This window comes from Flavisolibacter ginsenosidimutans (genome assembly GCF_007970805.1).
Taxonomy (GTDB): Bacteria; Bacteroidota; Bacteroidia; order Chitinophagales; family Chitinophagaceae; genus Flavisolibacter; species Flavisolibacter ginsenosidimutans.
On sequence record NZ_CP042433.1, the window covers coordinates 1,363,864 to 1,379,216 of the forward strand.

Annotated in this window: 7 protein-coding genes; all 7 read right to left on the minus strand. The window is 47.8% G+C overall.

Features of this window, described 5'->3' with window-relative positions; all coding sequences use genetic code 11:
- Positions 1-121 precede the first annotated feature (121 nt).
- Positions 122-1,903, minus strand: a complete 1,782-nt coding sequence (locus tag FSB75_RS05660) for a c-type cytochrome (protein ID WP_146784047.1) — start codon at positions 1,901-1,903, stop codon at positions 122-124.
- A 244-nt stretch (positions 1,904-2,147) separates the two neighbouring features.
- Entirely contained in the window at positions 2,148-5,147 is a 3,000-nt protein-coding gene (locus FSB75_RS05665) for a glycoside hydrolase family 2 protein (RefSeq protein WP_146784049.1), read from the minus strand.
- Between the two features lie 305 nt (positions 5,148-5,452).
- A complete protein-coding gene (locus FSB75_RS05670; protein WP_146784052.1) occupies positions 5,453-7,192 on the minus strand; it encodes a RagB/SusD family nutrient uptake outer membrane protein in 1,740 nt (579 codons plus the stop codon).
- 65 nt (positions 7,193-7,257) lie between these two features.
- The gene (locus FSB75_RS05675; protein WP_227990777.1) at positions 7,258-10,419 is read right to left on the minus strand and encodes a SusC/RagA family TonB-linked outer membrane protein; all 3,162 of its coding nucleotides are present in this window, start codon (positions 10,417-10,419) and stop codon (positions 7,258-7,260) included.
- 129 nt (positions 10,420-10,548) lie between these two features.
- Complete coding sequence (locus FSB75_RS05680; RefSeq protein WP_146784059.1) at positions 10,549-12,042, minus strand: fasciclin domain-containing protein; 1,494 nt, start codon at positions 12,040-12,042, stop codon at positions 10,549-10,551.
- A gap of 43 nt (positions 12,043-12,085) precedes the next feature.
- Positions 12,086-13,789, minus strand: a complete 1,704-nt coding sequence (locus FSB75_RS05685) for a fasciclin domain-containing protein (RefSeq protein ID WP_146784063.1) — start codon at positions 13,787-13,789, stop codon at positions 12,086-12,088.
- Between the two features lie 13 nt (positions 13,790-13,802).
- Complete coding sequence (locus FSB75_RS05690; RefSeq protein ID WP_146784066.1) at positions 13,803-15,314, minus strand: RagB/SusD family nutrient uptake outer membrane protein; 1,512 nt, start codon at positions 15,312-15,314, stop codon at positions 13,803-13,805.
- Positions 15,315-15,353: the final 39 nt, after the last annotated feature.

A 15,353-nucleotide genomic window follows, 5' to 3' on the forward strand; every position in this document is an offset into this window, starting at 1 on the left:
CTTTAATTGATGCACCGTAAACAACACAAGCAAAAACTTTTGTGCTGTTGAAGGTTTGAAAAAAGAAAGGTCTAAGGTGTAGAATGGTGCTGAGTTGGCTTAAACGGTGCACAAGGTTGTGTTACCGTTTTACGCTTCTGGCTTTCTTTACCTCATCGGCAGTAACGGCACTGCCTTTGTTGCCAAAACTGTTGCGCACATAGGTTGTTACATCGGCTATTTGTTTGTCGGTTAAGTAGGCAAGCGGGGGCATCACGCCGCTGTACGTTTCGCCGCCGATTTCTTTTCCTTTCATGCCTTTTAGCACGATGTTGATAAGGGTATTTTTGTTTTGTAGGTAAGACGATTTAACCAGCGAAGGATTCATGTTCGATGTGCCGCCGCCGTCGCGTTGATGACAGGTAACGCAGATTTGCATGTAAACTGCTTTGCCCGCAGCCAGGCTGCCTTTTGTGCCGGTGCTGGTGGCTTTTGAAGACGTTGTTTTTGTTACGCCTTTTGACGAAGAAGATGCAATGGATTTTTTTTCAACCGTCTTCATGCCCGCGCCTTTTGTTTTTGTAGAGACATTTGATACCTGTGTTTCCGGTGCAGCAGAAAGGTTGCTGCTTGTTCGCTTATCGCCGCTATCATACGTGATTTTGTAAATCGTTCCCTGGGCATCATCGCTCACGTATAGCGAGCCATCTGGCCCCATCGCAAGTCCGCAGGGGCGGTGTTCCGCACGACCTGAAGCCGTCTTTTCCGGTGAGCCGGAGAAGTTGTCGGCAAACACTTCCCAAGCACCGGAAGGCATTCCGTCTTTGAAAGGTTGAAACACCACAAAGTAACCGGCTTGTGGTTCGGGCGAACGGTTCCAGGAACCGTGAAAAGCAATAAAAGCGCCGTTGCGATAACGTTCGGGAAATTGCTTACCCGTATAAAACAGCAATGCGTTTGGCGCAAGATGACCAGGGTATGCAGCGGCCGGATCGAGAAAAGCCGTCGTGTCGCGTTTGGCATCGCCGCCGTATTCCGGTGCGATCATTTTCTTTTTGCGCAACTGGTCGTAATAGGTGTAAGGCCAGCCTGCATCGTCGCCCATGCTCAAGGCATACATACATTCAGCGGGTAATTCTGCATTATCTTTTGCTGTGTATAAATCCGGCGCAATGGTGTTCAACTGATCGCGGCCGTGTTGCATTACAAATAGTTTATTGGCTCCGTAATTCCAATCAAGGCCAACAACGTTTCGCAAACCCGTTGCGTAGCGGATTCCATCGGCATAGGTTTGATCTTTTTTATCTGCTTTAAACATCCACACGCCACCGGCAGTTGCAAGCAGTGGACAGCCTTTCATTCCTTTTGAACCCATTTGCCGGTCTTGTTCCTGACAAGAATTGGACGGACAACCAACGGGAATGTAAAGATTGCCGGCACCGTCCATCATGATGGATTTTGTTTCGTGCTGGTTTTTGTTGACAAGACCTGTGACGATTCTTTCGGGGTTTGCCGAATCAATCACGCGGTTGTTTTGATCGAGCTTGTAGCGAAAAATTTCAGAGTTAGAAGAAGTGTATAACCAACCGTCGCGGAGATAAACACCCGTACCGCCAAAATTGCCAAAGCCATAAACCACGGTTGCTTTGCCATTCGCCTCGTGAAGCAGCAAGGTTCCGTTGCCTTTCACAGGCCTTGCCAGACGAACGTAAATGTCGTTCTGCGGCGTTACCACCAGATGCCTTGTTCTGCCCAATTTCTCCGCGACAATAACGGCCGAAAAACCTGGTTGCAACTTCAATCCACCATTTACCGGCGATGCGCTTTGCGCAAAAGAAAATTGCGGCACGGCAAGAATTAAAGTGAGCAGTGATGTATAACAGAAGCTTGGCAATGATTTCGTAAAAACGGTTCTTTTCATCATTGGAAAGAATTGTACAGGGGTGAAACAAAGCGGCAAATTAAACAAAGACGGGATTTAAAGCCTCGCAGGTTTTTGAATGAGTTTAACCAGGTGCAGAGATCTCTTTGCAGACGCTTTCAACTACCGTTTAATCTGTGGCAAGTTTGAACCAACAAAGCCGAACCGTTAGGAGGATCTGAAGGCACGTAGGCGATGACATCAACATAAGTGAAATTTGAAAATCACCAGAAAATAAATGCGCCAATTACTTGCTTACCGAAACAGTTTTTTTGCCGTTCTCTATCGCTTCGTATATCTCTGCTTCAATAATGCTTAAGGTTCCTTTTGCCTTTGCATCATCTCTTGTCACGCCGTCGTCCAATTTTTTGCCGTTAACTTCTACGCCGCTGCTATTGCTTTTGGTAGAAGCCGCACCCGTCAATTGAATTTTGACTTTCTTTCCTTTTTGCGGTTTGCATTGAATGGTGTAATAACCTAACGTAGTTTGCGTGGTGCCGTTGAACACTTCTTTGTCGTCAACCGTTATTCGTAAAGGATAAATGCGCGAACGGAAATTGTTTAGCTTGAGTGTAATCTCCTTAACCGTTGCTTCCCGATCCAAGGTGTATTCAATCCATGCCGTTGATAATTTTCCGTCGTTTACCCAGTCCGATAATTCGTTGTCGTCATAGCTTGCAAAAGCACTGTCGGCGTGCGCACCGGCTGTGGCGCTTACAATGTTTATGGGCGTTCGTGTAACGAAATAAGAAGGCGTTGAAGGCGTCGAGCCTCTCTCCAACCGCGAAGGCAATTCAGCCGATGGCAAAATTTTTGATAACCCGTTTTCAACACTGTACGGTTTTGTTGTCAAGCTTAATGTTGCTTCTTTCAAACCGTCTGCGTTTGCTTTTACGATCACTGTGCCGGGCTGCGTTGTTGAGCGAATAAAAAAACGATTAACGCCGCCTTCCACCGGAAAGCTTTTTGCAAGAATGTAATTGTCCGTTCCCATTGCCATACCGCCGCGCCATTCTGCCGGTCCGTCAACGCTGTAATGAATCGTGTTCAACGCCGTCGGACAACGTTGCCCTTTTGCATCAACCACTTCTACTTCTACCAAGGCCAGATCATGCCCGTCGGCAACAAAATCAGTTGGTCTTTTAATGGCCGTTAACCGAAGCGCCGCCGGCGCACCAACCGTGGCTATCGTATCGCCGCAAACGGGCTTGCCCACTGCATCGTAGCCAATTGCACTGATATCGCCAGGCTTCCATTCAATGTTTTTAAACGTGAAAAGAAAACCGTCACTTTTTGTTCCGTAACCGTAGGATTGATTGTTTACTTTCAACTCCACCTTGTCCGCGGTTGAAACAACAAAAACATCCTTCTTCACACCGGCTTCGTAATTCCAATGACCAATGATGTGCAGATGCTGTTTTTCAGGATTCACCCAGCCGTCCCACATAACCTGGTTTGCAAAAAAGTTTTGCTTCTTGATGCGGAGCGCATCCACTTCGCCGCTGCGGCGGTAATTCTCTGCGCCACGGTGATGGGTATTGCTTTCCGACCAAACAATGTTCACGCCGCCGCTGCTTACCCGCTTTCCCGTACCTGGCCTTTCGCGCCAGAACTCAAACCAACGCTTTACGTTTTCCACCGCATGACTCTCCATGTTGCGGTTGTATTCTTTTGCCGGCTGGCCTTTGTGTTGCGGCCCGTCACCGTCTTTGTGATAAGGCGGCGTGTAATCGTCCCAATATTTTCTTGAGCCTTCATCTCGTGAATATTCCATCGCCCACATCGGAATGTGTGCACTCTTGTTTGTGTACAACATTTCACCGCCGTATTCGGCAATCTTGCTGTCAAGCATTTCGCGGCTGCCGATGGCTCTTCCGCCGTGTGGGTCATATTGGTCGCGAATGTTCTTCATGTCCTGCATGTGTGCTTCGCTAATGGACTCATTGCCGCTTTCGTAAAAAACAATGCTTGGATTGTTGCGGTTGTAAACAATGGCGTCGCGCATCAGGGCTTTGCGTTGCTCCCAGCGTGTGCCTTCCACATCGTGTTCGGCATCGCCTGCTTGCATTGACTGCATGAGCCCTACCCTGTCGAGTGATTCAATGTCCTGCTTCCAGGGTGTGATGTGCATCCAGCGTACGAGATTTGCATTTCCCTCTACCATTAAGCCGTTACTGTAATCGCTCAGCCAGGCCGGAACGGAAGCGCCAATGGCCGGCCATTCGTTGGTGGTACGCTGCGCATAACCGTGCACCATGATGACGCGGTCATTCAGGTAAATCATGCCGGCCTTGAATTCTGTTTTGCGAAAGCCGGTTTTTGTGGAAACAATGTCAACGGGCTGATTGTTTAGAAGCAAACTCGTTTGCACATCGTACAAATAACCATAACCCCAACTCCAAAAATTCAGGTTGTTTACCGCGGATGATGCTTTGAGTGTTTTGGTTTCGCCGGGTGCAATGTTTGTTGTTTCACCGGTAAATGTTTTTAGGAGCTTCCCGGTCAAATCCAGCACTGAAACTTCGTAGCGTACTTGCTGTGGCTGGGCCGTTTCGTTTTTTATTTCCGATTCTGCATGAACCGTTGCCGACTTGCCTTTGATGTTGAAATTATCTGCGTAAACGTAAACACCGGTTGTTTTTAAATTTGAATAAAGCGGAAGCGTTTGATAAAGTTTCGGCGCAATGTGCAGGTAAACGTTTTTAGTAATGCCGCCGTAATTGGCGTTGAAGTTTTTATCCTCCCATTGAAACTTGGTGTTCGTCGCTTTTTCTTTGTAGTTCCAATCGTTGTCAATACGTGCCGCCAGCACATTTTCTTCGTCGCCGAATTTTGCAACATCGCTCACGTCAAAACCAAAAGCCATCGCACCGTTTTCGCTTATGCCAATGGGCTTTCCATTGAGATAAAATTCACCGGCCTGTCGAATGCCTTCAAATTCCAAAAAAACCTTTTGTCCTTTGGCCGCCGCAGGCAGTTTGAAATGCTTGCGGTACCAAGCAATGCCGGTTGACAGATCAGCGATGTCTTTTTTGAAAGCATCGTCTTCGTTCCAGGCATAGGGCAGGGTTACTTTTTTCCATTGAGCATCGTCAAAGTTTGTTGCCGAAGCTTCTTTTGCGTCACCAACAAATACTTTCCAATCGCTGTTGAAATTGTATTTGGCGCGAGGAAAAATTTTTTGCCCGAGTAAGGCGCAATTTGCCAACAGGATTAAAAGGAAAAGAAGGCAGGAATGTTTTTTCATTTGACAGGAATATGTTTTTGGTGGATTTATTATCGTGGATAGCTTCTCGTTTTTTTTGAATTACTGTTCATCAATACTTTGCGGTGTACATAAAATTTTCAGCGACGTTCTTATTGCTTCACGTTCAGATTTTTTGGCTTGAATATTAAAAACCAGACCGAAAACTGTTTGGCTTTCGTTCAAACTGTACCGCCCAACAACTTGTATTTGGAAAGAACGATTCAGCAATTTGAGAAAGCATCATAAAAAAAGACGGATAAAATTTAATCCGTCTCAATTTTAAACTTTTACTCTTGCAAACAACGTTACCAGACAAAGGGCAGGTACCAATCCCTGTTCATCAGCTTTGCTCGCGCCGCCGCCGCGTTTCCGCTGCCGTCTTTGCGAAGCTTGTCATAGATCTTGTCGGCAATAAAAGCCGGGTCATTTCTTCTTAGAGCAATGCGTAGCAAGTCGGGCCAGCGAGTGCCTTCGAAACCATTTTCTAGTCCCAGTTCGGTAACGATGCTGTTTTCAATTTGCGTCAAGCTATCGGCTGCAGCGTAAACATTGTTCGTCACGTTGGCGCGGAACCGTACGCCCTGATGCCGGTACCAGTCGGCGCGATAGTAAGGTATGCCCGAGTTACCGCTGTTCCGTGCGTCGAAATTATAAGGATAAGGCTCTGAAAGCGTGTTGTGATAATTCGTTACATCGCTGCCCGGTGCGGGATAGGCACCTGATATACCGTTGTTGATGAAGGCCGTTGCCAGCAGAAAACGGTTCTCCCTGTTTGCCGCTTCTGCAAAGCGAAGCAACAGGTGCGTTGAACGGAACAGAAACCATTTGCTGTTTTGCTGCAAAACGTTCACGGGTAGGCTGGTATTCTTATCAAGGTAGTTGTACAAATACTTCATTACCACCGGCTGGCCGTTTATGTTTCGCCAGGTATAAGCGCCGCGGGCATCATACGGCAGGCCAAGGCCTTGTGCCGACAGTTGCGTTTGACTGTTGTAAAGATCCATTGCGGATTGGGATGGCTTCACCAAATAGCTTCCACCAACGGGACTGAATAATTTTACGAAAGGATTTTCGGGTTTAAACTTGCTGTCGAAAGGGATCACCCACACCCATTCATTGTTAAAGCCTTCATCCTGTCCACGTTCAAACATGGTAACCCAGGAATTGGTCCAGGCCAGTGTCGTTGCGTCGCCCGGCCTTGTGTAGCGCACAAAATGGTCTGTAGAACCCGGACTGGTTCGGGAACCGCTCCAACCAAGTTTGTACATCACAAAATACTGGTTTCCCTGTACACCGGTGGTTCCGGTTTCCATCACTTGCCTATAATAGGTTGCGGCTTCGCGGTATTTTCCTTTCCACAAATACAAATCACCAAGAATAACTTTTTTGTTGATGAAAATCTTTTGCGTCTGGTAACCGTCAACGCTAATGTTTAACGTTGTTCCGGTTGGGTATTGATCTTTAAACGGAATGGACTCAGTAAAATTTATCAGGCTATCGAGCAGCGTGTTAAATTCCAGCCGGGGAAATTTCGCTTCGTTCTTCACGTCGTCCACTGTTTCCAAGGCATCGGTTACATAAGGCACTTTGCCGTAATGAATGCCCAGTTGCAGGTACAAGAAAGAACGCAGGCAGGCCACATCCGAATAGCGTTGATTGTATTCGGCTTCTTTCAATTTGTTTTCCTTTCGCATGCCGTTGAAGTGCTTCAACACGTCGTTACAGTTTACGATCAATTCGTAAAAAGGCCGCGGCGAAGCGTAGGGATTGTCAGGCGTAACGGAGTGTGTGCTTAACTGGCGCAGGTATTCGTCGGCATTAACCGTGTAATCAAGCATGTCGGCCCGCAGTTCGTTCAACAAAATGTAGCGTTCCGCAAGACCCTGGAATTTTCCGTACAAGCCAATGATGGCCGCGTCGGCGTCATAGACGTTGCGGTACATCTGCGATACGTCCAATTGATCCTCCGGCTGAACGTCGAGTATTTTTTTGCAGGAGGTTAAACCAGCTGCGGCCGCTGCCGCCACAAGAACAAATTTTTTCATAACCGTTTCCCGGTTTATTGATTATCGTTTATGTTTTAGCAAGAAATTTCTTTGCTTCCCGTTCGTTAGAGGCCGATGCGAATGCCGAGTGTTACGCTTTTGTAAATCGGGTCAAGACCTGTGTCAATGCCTTGCGCAAACGGACTGGGACTTGCACTAAACTCTGGATCGTAGCCCTTGTATTTCGTCAAAGTTACCAGGTTGTTGCCCGTAGCGTAAACCGTCACATAGTTCACAATATTGCTCTTTACGGGCACGTGATATTGCAAGGTTACGGTACGCAAACGGGCATAAGAACCGTCTTCAATCCAGCGGTTGCTGAAACGGCTGTTGCCCATCGGGTCATTCCAGGTTGCCTTTGGCATGTTCGTTACTTGGCCTTCACTGCGCCAACGGTTCTTTACGCTTTCTAAACCATTCTGTAAGCCGCTCATCGCCTCAAGGCGATAACGCAGAAGATTGTAAATATCGTTGCCCTGGCTGAAGGTAACCAATGCACTCAACTCAAAACTTTTATAGCTCACACGGTTGGTAATGCCGCCGGTAAAATTGGGATTGGGGTCGCCAATCACCTGCCGGTCACGTTCGTCAATGATCTTGTCCCCGTTCAAATCGGCAAAGCGAACATCACCCGCACCAAACTGACTGTATGAACCGTCGGCGTTCTTTTTCATCAGGCCTGCGGCGGCGGCTTCTGCGCTGGTGGCAAAAACGCCATTGGCTACATAACCGTAAAACAAATTGGCAGGATTGCCTTCCGCTGTGAGAACGGTTGCGTCTAGATACTGGGTTGTGAAAGAGCCGTTCGGCACACGAACAATCTTGTTTTTATTGGCGCTCACATTCACGCCTAAGTCCCACTTTACGTTCGGCATGTTGATAACCCTTGCGTTTACGGTGGCTTCAACGCCGGTGTTTTCCATGGCGCCGTCGTTTGTAAGCACCGAGCTAAAACCCGAAGCGGAAATCAAGTCCTGATACACCAGCATGTTGCTGGTTTTGTCTTTGTAAACGTCAAGCGTTATACCGATTCGGTCGTGCAGGAACGACAAATCAACTCCACCGTTAAGCCGCGTAACGGTTTCCCATTGCAGAGCAGGATTGGCAATGCCGGTGCGAACCAACCCTTGCATGCCCAAAAAGTTCTGCGACGTATAGGTTTGCCGTGCCGCGTAATTGCCGATATCGTCGTTGCCGGAAATGCCATACGATGCACGCAGCTTCAAAAGATTGATGCTGGAACCGGCCATAAAGTTTTCGGAAGAAATCAACCACGCTGCGCTGATAGAAGGCAGAACGGGGAATTTGTAGCCATTAAGCGACACACCGTTTTTGGCTTCTTTACCAAAGCGCGAAGAGCCGTCCATGGCCACGTTCAGCGAAACGAAGTATTTGTTTAAATAGCCGTAGTCGGCATTGAAGTAACCGTTAATCCAGTTCCAATTGCCAATGCCGCCACCTACCTGGCGCAATGCAGCCACACCGTTTTGAATACTTACCAGTTCGTCGGTTGCCGAATTGTAGCCAAGACCAAAAACCTGTTGGGCCTTGTTTGTCTGGTAACGCAAACCCAGGCGTGCTGCAAGGCTATGTTTCAGGTTGAAGGTCTTTGCGTATTCAAGCCGCGTATCGTTGTACACAGTGAATAAACGTTTTGTTTGCGTAGCCATGCGGTTGTAGGCAACGGCATTGCTCAGTGTATCTTTCGCCACGCCTGCATCCGGCACAAAAACGTTTTCCCGCAGTTTGTTGAAGGTGATGCCGAAGATGGTTTTGGCGCTTAAGTATTTTGAGATGTCGTATTTAAAATCGAACGAGCCAAAGAAGCTGTAATACTTGTTGTAGGCCTGCATTTTGTCGATGATGGACGAAGGGTTGGTAACGTCAAAGATGTCCACGTCGGAGAGGTTAGGGCTTTCCACACCTTTGCTGTTCACTTCACGATCGTGCAGAAAAGGCGCTTTTGTAAGAGCTAGGTAAAGCGGAGCAGTTTTTTCCGCCAAGCCTTGATCCTTCAAATTTTGTTGGAGCGAGGACATTGAGATGTTCACCGCGCCGGTAAACTTTCGGGCGAAGTTAAAATCGGCGTTAAAACGCATGTTGTAGCGTGTTAGATCGGTTGATTTCACCACGCCATCCGTCTTCATGTAACCAACGCTTAAACCGTAGGTGGCAATGTTGTCGCCGCCGGTCACTTTTAAAAAGAGGTTGTTTGTTTTGCTGTTTGCCAGCACTTTTTTCTGCCAGTCGGTATTGAAATGATAAGATGCGTACAAAGGATTGGCAGGATCGTCGTTCATGTATGGCTGCGACGCAATATCGGCACTGCTCATTCCTTTGCTCTGCAAAATGTCGCTCAGGTAAGTACGGTAGCCCGCGGCGTCCATTACCGGGATGCGTGCCGGCGCTGCGTTGAAGCCAGCATACGCGCCAAAATCAATTTTGGTGGCTTGCTCTCTTGCACGAAGCGTGGTAATGATGATGGCACCGTTAGCTCCTTTGGTTCCGTACACCGAAGAGGCGTCGCGCAAAACGGTAACGTTGTCAATGTCTTTTACATCAAGAAGAGAAAGCGGGTTTGTACTGTTGTTGGCAATGATGCTCTGCCCATAATCATTGGCGTCATAGATCATGTTGTCAATGACGATTAACGGACGGTTGGTGGCGTAAAGCGAATTGAAACCGCGCAGAAAAAGATTGGCCCCGGCGCCTGGCGTACCGTTGCGACGAATCACATTCAACCCGGCAATCCGGCCCTGAAGCAAAGCATCCGGCGTTTCGGTGATGTTCTTCCAACCGGTCACGTTGTACTGACCGATAGAAGCCGCTACATTGTCTTTTGTCTTAACACCAGTTGGCGTTACTACCGGCTCGTACATTGATTCGTCGTACGAGTCGTCAAGCAGCGCCACCTCAACCGAACGGCGTCCCCGTAACGATACGTGCACGGTGTTGAAGCCTTCTCCGCTGATAACCAACAAGGCGTTGTACGAGGGAACTTTCACACTGAATTTTCCGTCTGCATCCGTAATGGCCGCCGAAAAGTCCAGAACTTCTACCCTTGCACCCGCAACCGCTTTTTTTGTTGCCGCATCGGTAATCTTTCCGGAAACCAGAACCTCTTTGCCGGACACCGTTTTTACAGCGGCTGAATCTGCTGTTGATACTTGTTGGGCCGCTAACGTGCCGGTTGCCAAAGCAAGAGCCGATGCAATAATCAGTTTCATCCGAAAAGGTTTAAGCAAATTATGTGTGTGCACTCCAGTCAACCCGCTGGTTTGTTCCCTGCAGGCTTGTGAAGCAAGATTTTTATTACGTGTTTGCATTGTTTTTTAATTGCCAAAGGCGCATTGAGTTTAGAATTGAGGGACCAACCGGATATAATCACAAACCAGCGGGTTGGCTGCCGCGGTGGTGCTGTTGGCAGACGTGAGATACATGTTCAACACAGATTGATAAGCCGGCAGCGTTGTTTCTCCAACTAGCACTTCGTCGTAAACATTCGCCGGCACAGTTGTATAACCGTTTGTGTTTTGCAGGGTAAACGTGTTGGCTAACGGTGTACCAAAGGCAAGCTTTTGCGAAAAGGTTGTACCGCCGTTGAAATCGTTCAACGCAACCCAATAGGCTTTGTACTTTACGTTGCTGAATACGTTATTGACACGATAAAGAATGTTCAATTGCGCCTTGCCGTGGTTGTAAATATTCACATCGCGGAAGTACGCATTCGTAACAGGATTGTACCGGTCGCGGAAATAGGTATTGCTGCGACGGTCTATCGCATCGTTCGCGGAACCTGATGCGACGTAAGTGCCGGAGTAATTTTCTGCTTCAATAACGATGGGCTGAATTTTGTCTTTCGGCTGCACGTCAACTTTGTCCATTACGTAAATAAAACCGTTGCTGGTTTTGATTGTTTGCACAACAGCGGCTTTGTTAACAGGTACTTTCACGTTGAATTTCGAAAGCACCGTGTCGGTGGCAGCCGATACTTTGTAAGCGCCTTCAATGGCCAGGTCTTTTGCAACTATCCAACTGGCAAAGGCCGTGGTGCTATCGGGATTGTTGGTAACGGTGGCACAGTAAGGCTTGAACTTATTCAACTCGCTGTTCCAGGCCGCGTCTGTCAACACAAACAATGTGTACTGTTTTTCTTCGTTGCGCAGATCATAAACGTTGCGCCAGAACAAATTGGTCACAATAGAATCGGTGCCTGGCTGGTAAATAGGAAGACCGGTTGTTGGATCAACACCAACCTGCACGGCATTCTTTGTATCAAACACTTTGCGGAACAACGAGAGCATATAGGCTTTCTGTGCAGCCGGAATGGCACTGTTGCTTTGCAAAGCATCCCAAGCGTTGCTCAACACAGGCAGCATTTTGTCAACAACCTGCAACACGCCATTTGAGGCATACCTGTCGGCCTGCACAATCGTGGCTTCGTCAACGGTTTTGTTGAGCAGGTTCTCGTACTTGCCGCTTAACATTTGAATGCGTTGCGGTGTGGTCACCGCCGAAGTAAAATACGTTTGTGTGGCAATGTGATTGGCAACAAAGGCATTGAGTTTTGCAGTATCCGACACAATGGCCGGGTCAAGGCTGGCCAAGGCCGCATTGGTCGGCGCATACACCGTAAAAGTTTTGGACGAAGCAAGCACTTTGTCGTAACCTGATTTCACCAACAATTCGGAAAACTTACTAAGGTTCGTATCGTCCTTAATTTGTTCCGAAAGGTTTTTGTTCAGCGCGGGATCGGTAATAGCGTTATGATCGTCCCATTTCTTACACCCCAGAAGAAATGCACCCGACAAGGCCAGGCAAAAAAGAAATCTGTTTATGTTCGTTCGCATTTGCAGGTTTTATTGTTTTGCTTTCTCTTCGTTATAAATTCTGTTACGGCTCATCGTACCAGGTTCCGTCTGTTCTAAAGCGGCGCTTCCACTGCGGCTGATCCACCGGGATAAAATGAATCATGTCCAGGTAATTGTCGTTCTGCGTACCGGCCAGGTTTGTAAAGCGGATGGTTTGACGTTGTGTGGTTTTGAAATCGTACACACCCACCATTCTTCCGGCGTAAATAGCGTTGGTGCTCTCCGTATAGCGTTTCCAGTTAATGGCTTCAAGTTCGGCGTCAGTACCCGACGGACGTGTCACGGTAAAGTTCATGGTGTTCGGAAGATCATCACCGTTAACAGAAACTTTATTCAGGTTGTTAGAGCTTGAGGATTGCTTGCGTTGGATGTAACAAATCCAAATTTTGTACTTGCCTTTAATAATGGGCGGCGTAGTCAGTTCCCAATATGTCGGACGGGCTGGCAGCCCCAAAGGCAGGTTGATGGCGTCGTTATTTTGCGCACCGTAACCGGTAATGCTGTTGCTGCTGGAGCTGTTGTAATAATAGGTAAAGATGTTCGTACTGGCCAGCGATCCCCATCCCCACGTCATTTCTTTGAACGGTTGGTCCGACTCGGATTGGCGTGTCCAGGTATAGCTTGCTTTTCTGTAATAAGCTGCCATTTTTAGGATTTCCGGTTGCGTTGCCACGTCCCAGTAAACAGCAGTGGGTTTACGGAATTTTAAGGTAAAATGTGCCTTTGCATCGTGCCACACGCCGTTGGTTGCAGCGTTGTCGCTCGTGGTGCGATTAAGGGTGATGCCTTTTTCAAATACGCCGTTAAACTCGGCTTCGTTCAGCACCACGTCCTGATCTTTTAGTTGCACGCTTATCACCTCTTGCGGTTGCAAAGTGGCGTGTGCCGGCGAGGTAATAATGTCACCCAAGAACTTGATGCCGGTAATGACGTGATAGGCCATGTACATGTGCAAGCTGTCATTGGCGTTGGCGGGGTTACCCGTTTGTGAATAACGGGTCTTCAGGGCTGCATAAGACGTTATGCCGCTGTCGGCAAGCGCCCTGTTGCTTTCGGCAATTACCGTCATCCAACGCTTGGTAGTATCGGGATCAACTGTATTGAGCACATCGTAATAGCCGGTTTCTTTCATGGCCTGAACAAAAATGGAATATTCGGGTTTTGCTTCCAGTTGTTTGGCAAGGGTAAGCGTAGACGGCTCCAGCACGTTGTTGATTTCGTGAATGATTCCGTTGCCCACTTTTACGTTCGATTTGGTAATAAAAGCCTGACGGTTGATCAAATAGCTGGACGTACCGTTTTGGTCACCCACACCGGTTACCAGAAATTGTCCAAGCATGGTCGGTACAGGCAACTTGCCGTCTTTGAAAACAGCCGTTGTAATGGTATCTACCAGCACATGGAATTTTACCATGTCTTTTAAAACATCAAGGTTGGCGGCATCAACAGAAGCAGCATTAATTTTCGTGAGCCAAGTTCTGACACCGCTGTTGGTAGGCGCAAAAACAGTATAAGCACCATAGGCATTCAGAAAAGCCGAATTGCCCGTACGATCTAAAATTTGCTTGAACAAGGAAAAAGAATCCGGGTACTTTTCAAGGTAACCCACGATGTTTACGTCCTCTGTGGTGTACGGGTTAATTTCGATTTTCTTGCAGGCCGTTATCAGCAGACTGACCAAAAGAATCATCGTAGCAATCATCGTTAATAAAAAACGTCTGTTCATTGCTTGCAGTTAATTATTTATAAAAAGGGTTTTGTACCAGCAATTTGTTCGTCTGCAATTCATAGAGATAAATGGGCAGGTAATGGCTGTTATGATCCCTGATTTTGTTGAACGCGGCCTGTTGCCGGTCTGCCGGAATGCTGATGGCTGCCACGTCAAGAAGGTATTTCAGGTTTTGGTAATTGTTTCGTTTGGCGTTGCGCAGCACGTCGTACCAGCGCTTGCCTTCAAAAGCAAATTCCCGCTGACGTTCTTGCAAAATGTATTCTTCCATGCCTTGTTTGGTGGTAGAGTCCATAGTGCCGTTGAAATCAAAAGCGTTGGCGCGGTCGCGAATTGTTTTTACCAGTCGCGAAGCCTCCAGTGACTTGTCCAATTGGTTGATGGCTTCGGCTTTCATCAACAACACGTCGGCGTAACGGTAAAAAATCCAATGTGCGAACGATTGATCAGAGGTGCGAAGCGTCGTAGCCGTAGCACCAATGTATTTCCAAATGGTAAAGTCAGAAGCCCGCAGCGATGTGCCAGCGCCGCGACGATCCTGCTCGACAACAACCGTTGTCGGATCGTCTTGTCCAAAAACCTGGTCCATCAGGTGCGGAGCTGCTGTCCAGCGGCGCGTAGAAGCCTGGTGCATGTTGTAAAAAGGATTGAGCTTGGAAAGATTAAACTGCAATTCGAAAATGCTTTCGGTAGAATTGCCGTCGTAATACAGCTCGTTGAACAAATCCTGGCCACCGCCAATTAAACCGAAACGTCCCGAGTTAATGATCTTGTCGCACTCAGCCTGGCACTCTGCGTATTTTTCGGTCCACAGGTAAACATCAGCCAGAATTGCGTTTACCGTATAGCGAGTTACGCGGCCTTTGTCCCAGTTAATGTTGCCGTATGTCAAAGGCAAGTTGGGCTCAGCGTCTTTCAAGTCTTGCACCACTTGCGCCAGCACCACATCACTAGTTGATTTTGCAATGGGTGTGATGTTTTCATCGCTTGTTGTTGCGTCCAACTTTAGCGGCACGTCACGAAAGGTCCGGGCAAGATAGAAATACATCAATGCCCTGATGGCTTTTGCTTCACCCACTGCACGGTTCAACTGCTCCTGCGAAAAGGTGTTGTCTTTCTGCAAAACGCCAGGAGCCAATTCAATCACCGTGTTGCAGTAATTGATGGTTTGATAAATGGGCCGCCAGTTGGCGTACGGATTGGTGGGCTGAATGTTCATGTTCACCATATCCAGTTCCGGAGCGTTGGCCGCAAAACCAGGCGACACCATATCGGCTCTTGCCTCGCCCCAGAGGAAAAACAATTCGGCCGGCGCTACAAAATCAGGCGGGTTTTTCGAATTATCGGTGCTGGCGAGCAGGGAAGAATAAATGCCGGTAACGGCTGCCTCCACTTGTTCTTTGGTTTGCCAGAATTCTTCCCGCACAATGCCGTCCTGCGGCTTTAGGTCAAGCCATTTTTTACAGGACACGGCACTGAAAATAAGGCCTGTCAAAACGGTATAGAAAAGTATTTTTTTCATTCGTGCACGTTCGTTTTTTAGAATTAATCGCTGTTTGAT

Bases quoted from the DNA above. Each gene is read 5' to 3' on its own strand.
- FSB75_RS05660 (WP_146784047.1), bottom strand. From the start codon at position 1,903: ATGATGAAAAGAACCGTTTTTACGAAATCATTGCCAAGCTTCTGTTAT.
- FSB75_RS05665 (WP_146784049.1), bottom strand. From the start codon at position 5,147: ATGAAAAAACATTCCTGCCTTCTTTTCCTTTTAATCCTGTTGGCAAAT.
- FSB75_RS05670 (WP_146784052.1), bottom strand. From the start codon at position 7,192: ATGAAAAAATTTGTTCTTGTGGCGGCAGCGGCCGCAGCTGGTTTAACC.
- FSB75_RS05675 (WP_227990777.1), bottom strand. From the start codon at position 10,419: ATGAAACTGATTATTGCATCGGCTCTTGCTTTGGCAACCGGCACGTTA.
- FSB75_RS05680 (WP_146784059.1), bottom strand. From the start codon at position 12,042: ATGCGAACGAACATAAACAGATTTCTTTTTTGCCTGGCCTTGTCGGGT.
- FSB75_RS05685 (WP_146784063.1), bottom strand. From the start codon at position 13,789: ATGAACAGACGTTTTTTATTAACGATGATTGCTACGATGATTCTTTTG.
- FSB75_RS05690 (WP_146784066.1), bottom strand. From the start codon at position 15,314: ATGAAAAAAATACTTTTCTATACCGTTTTGACAGGCCTTATTTTCAGT.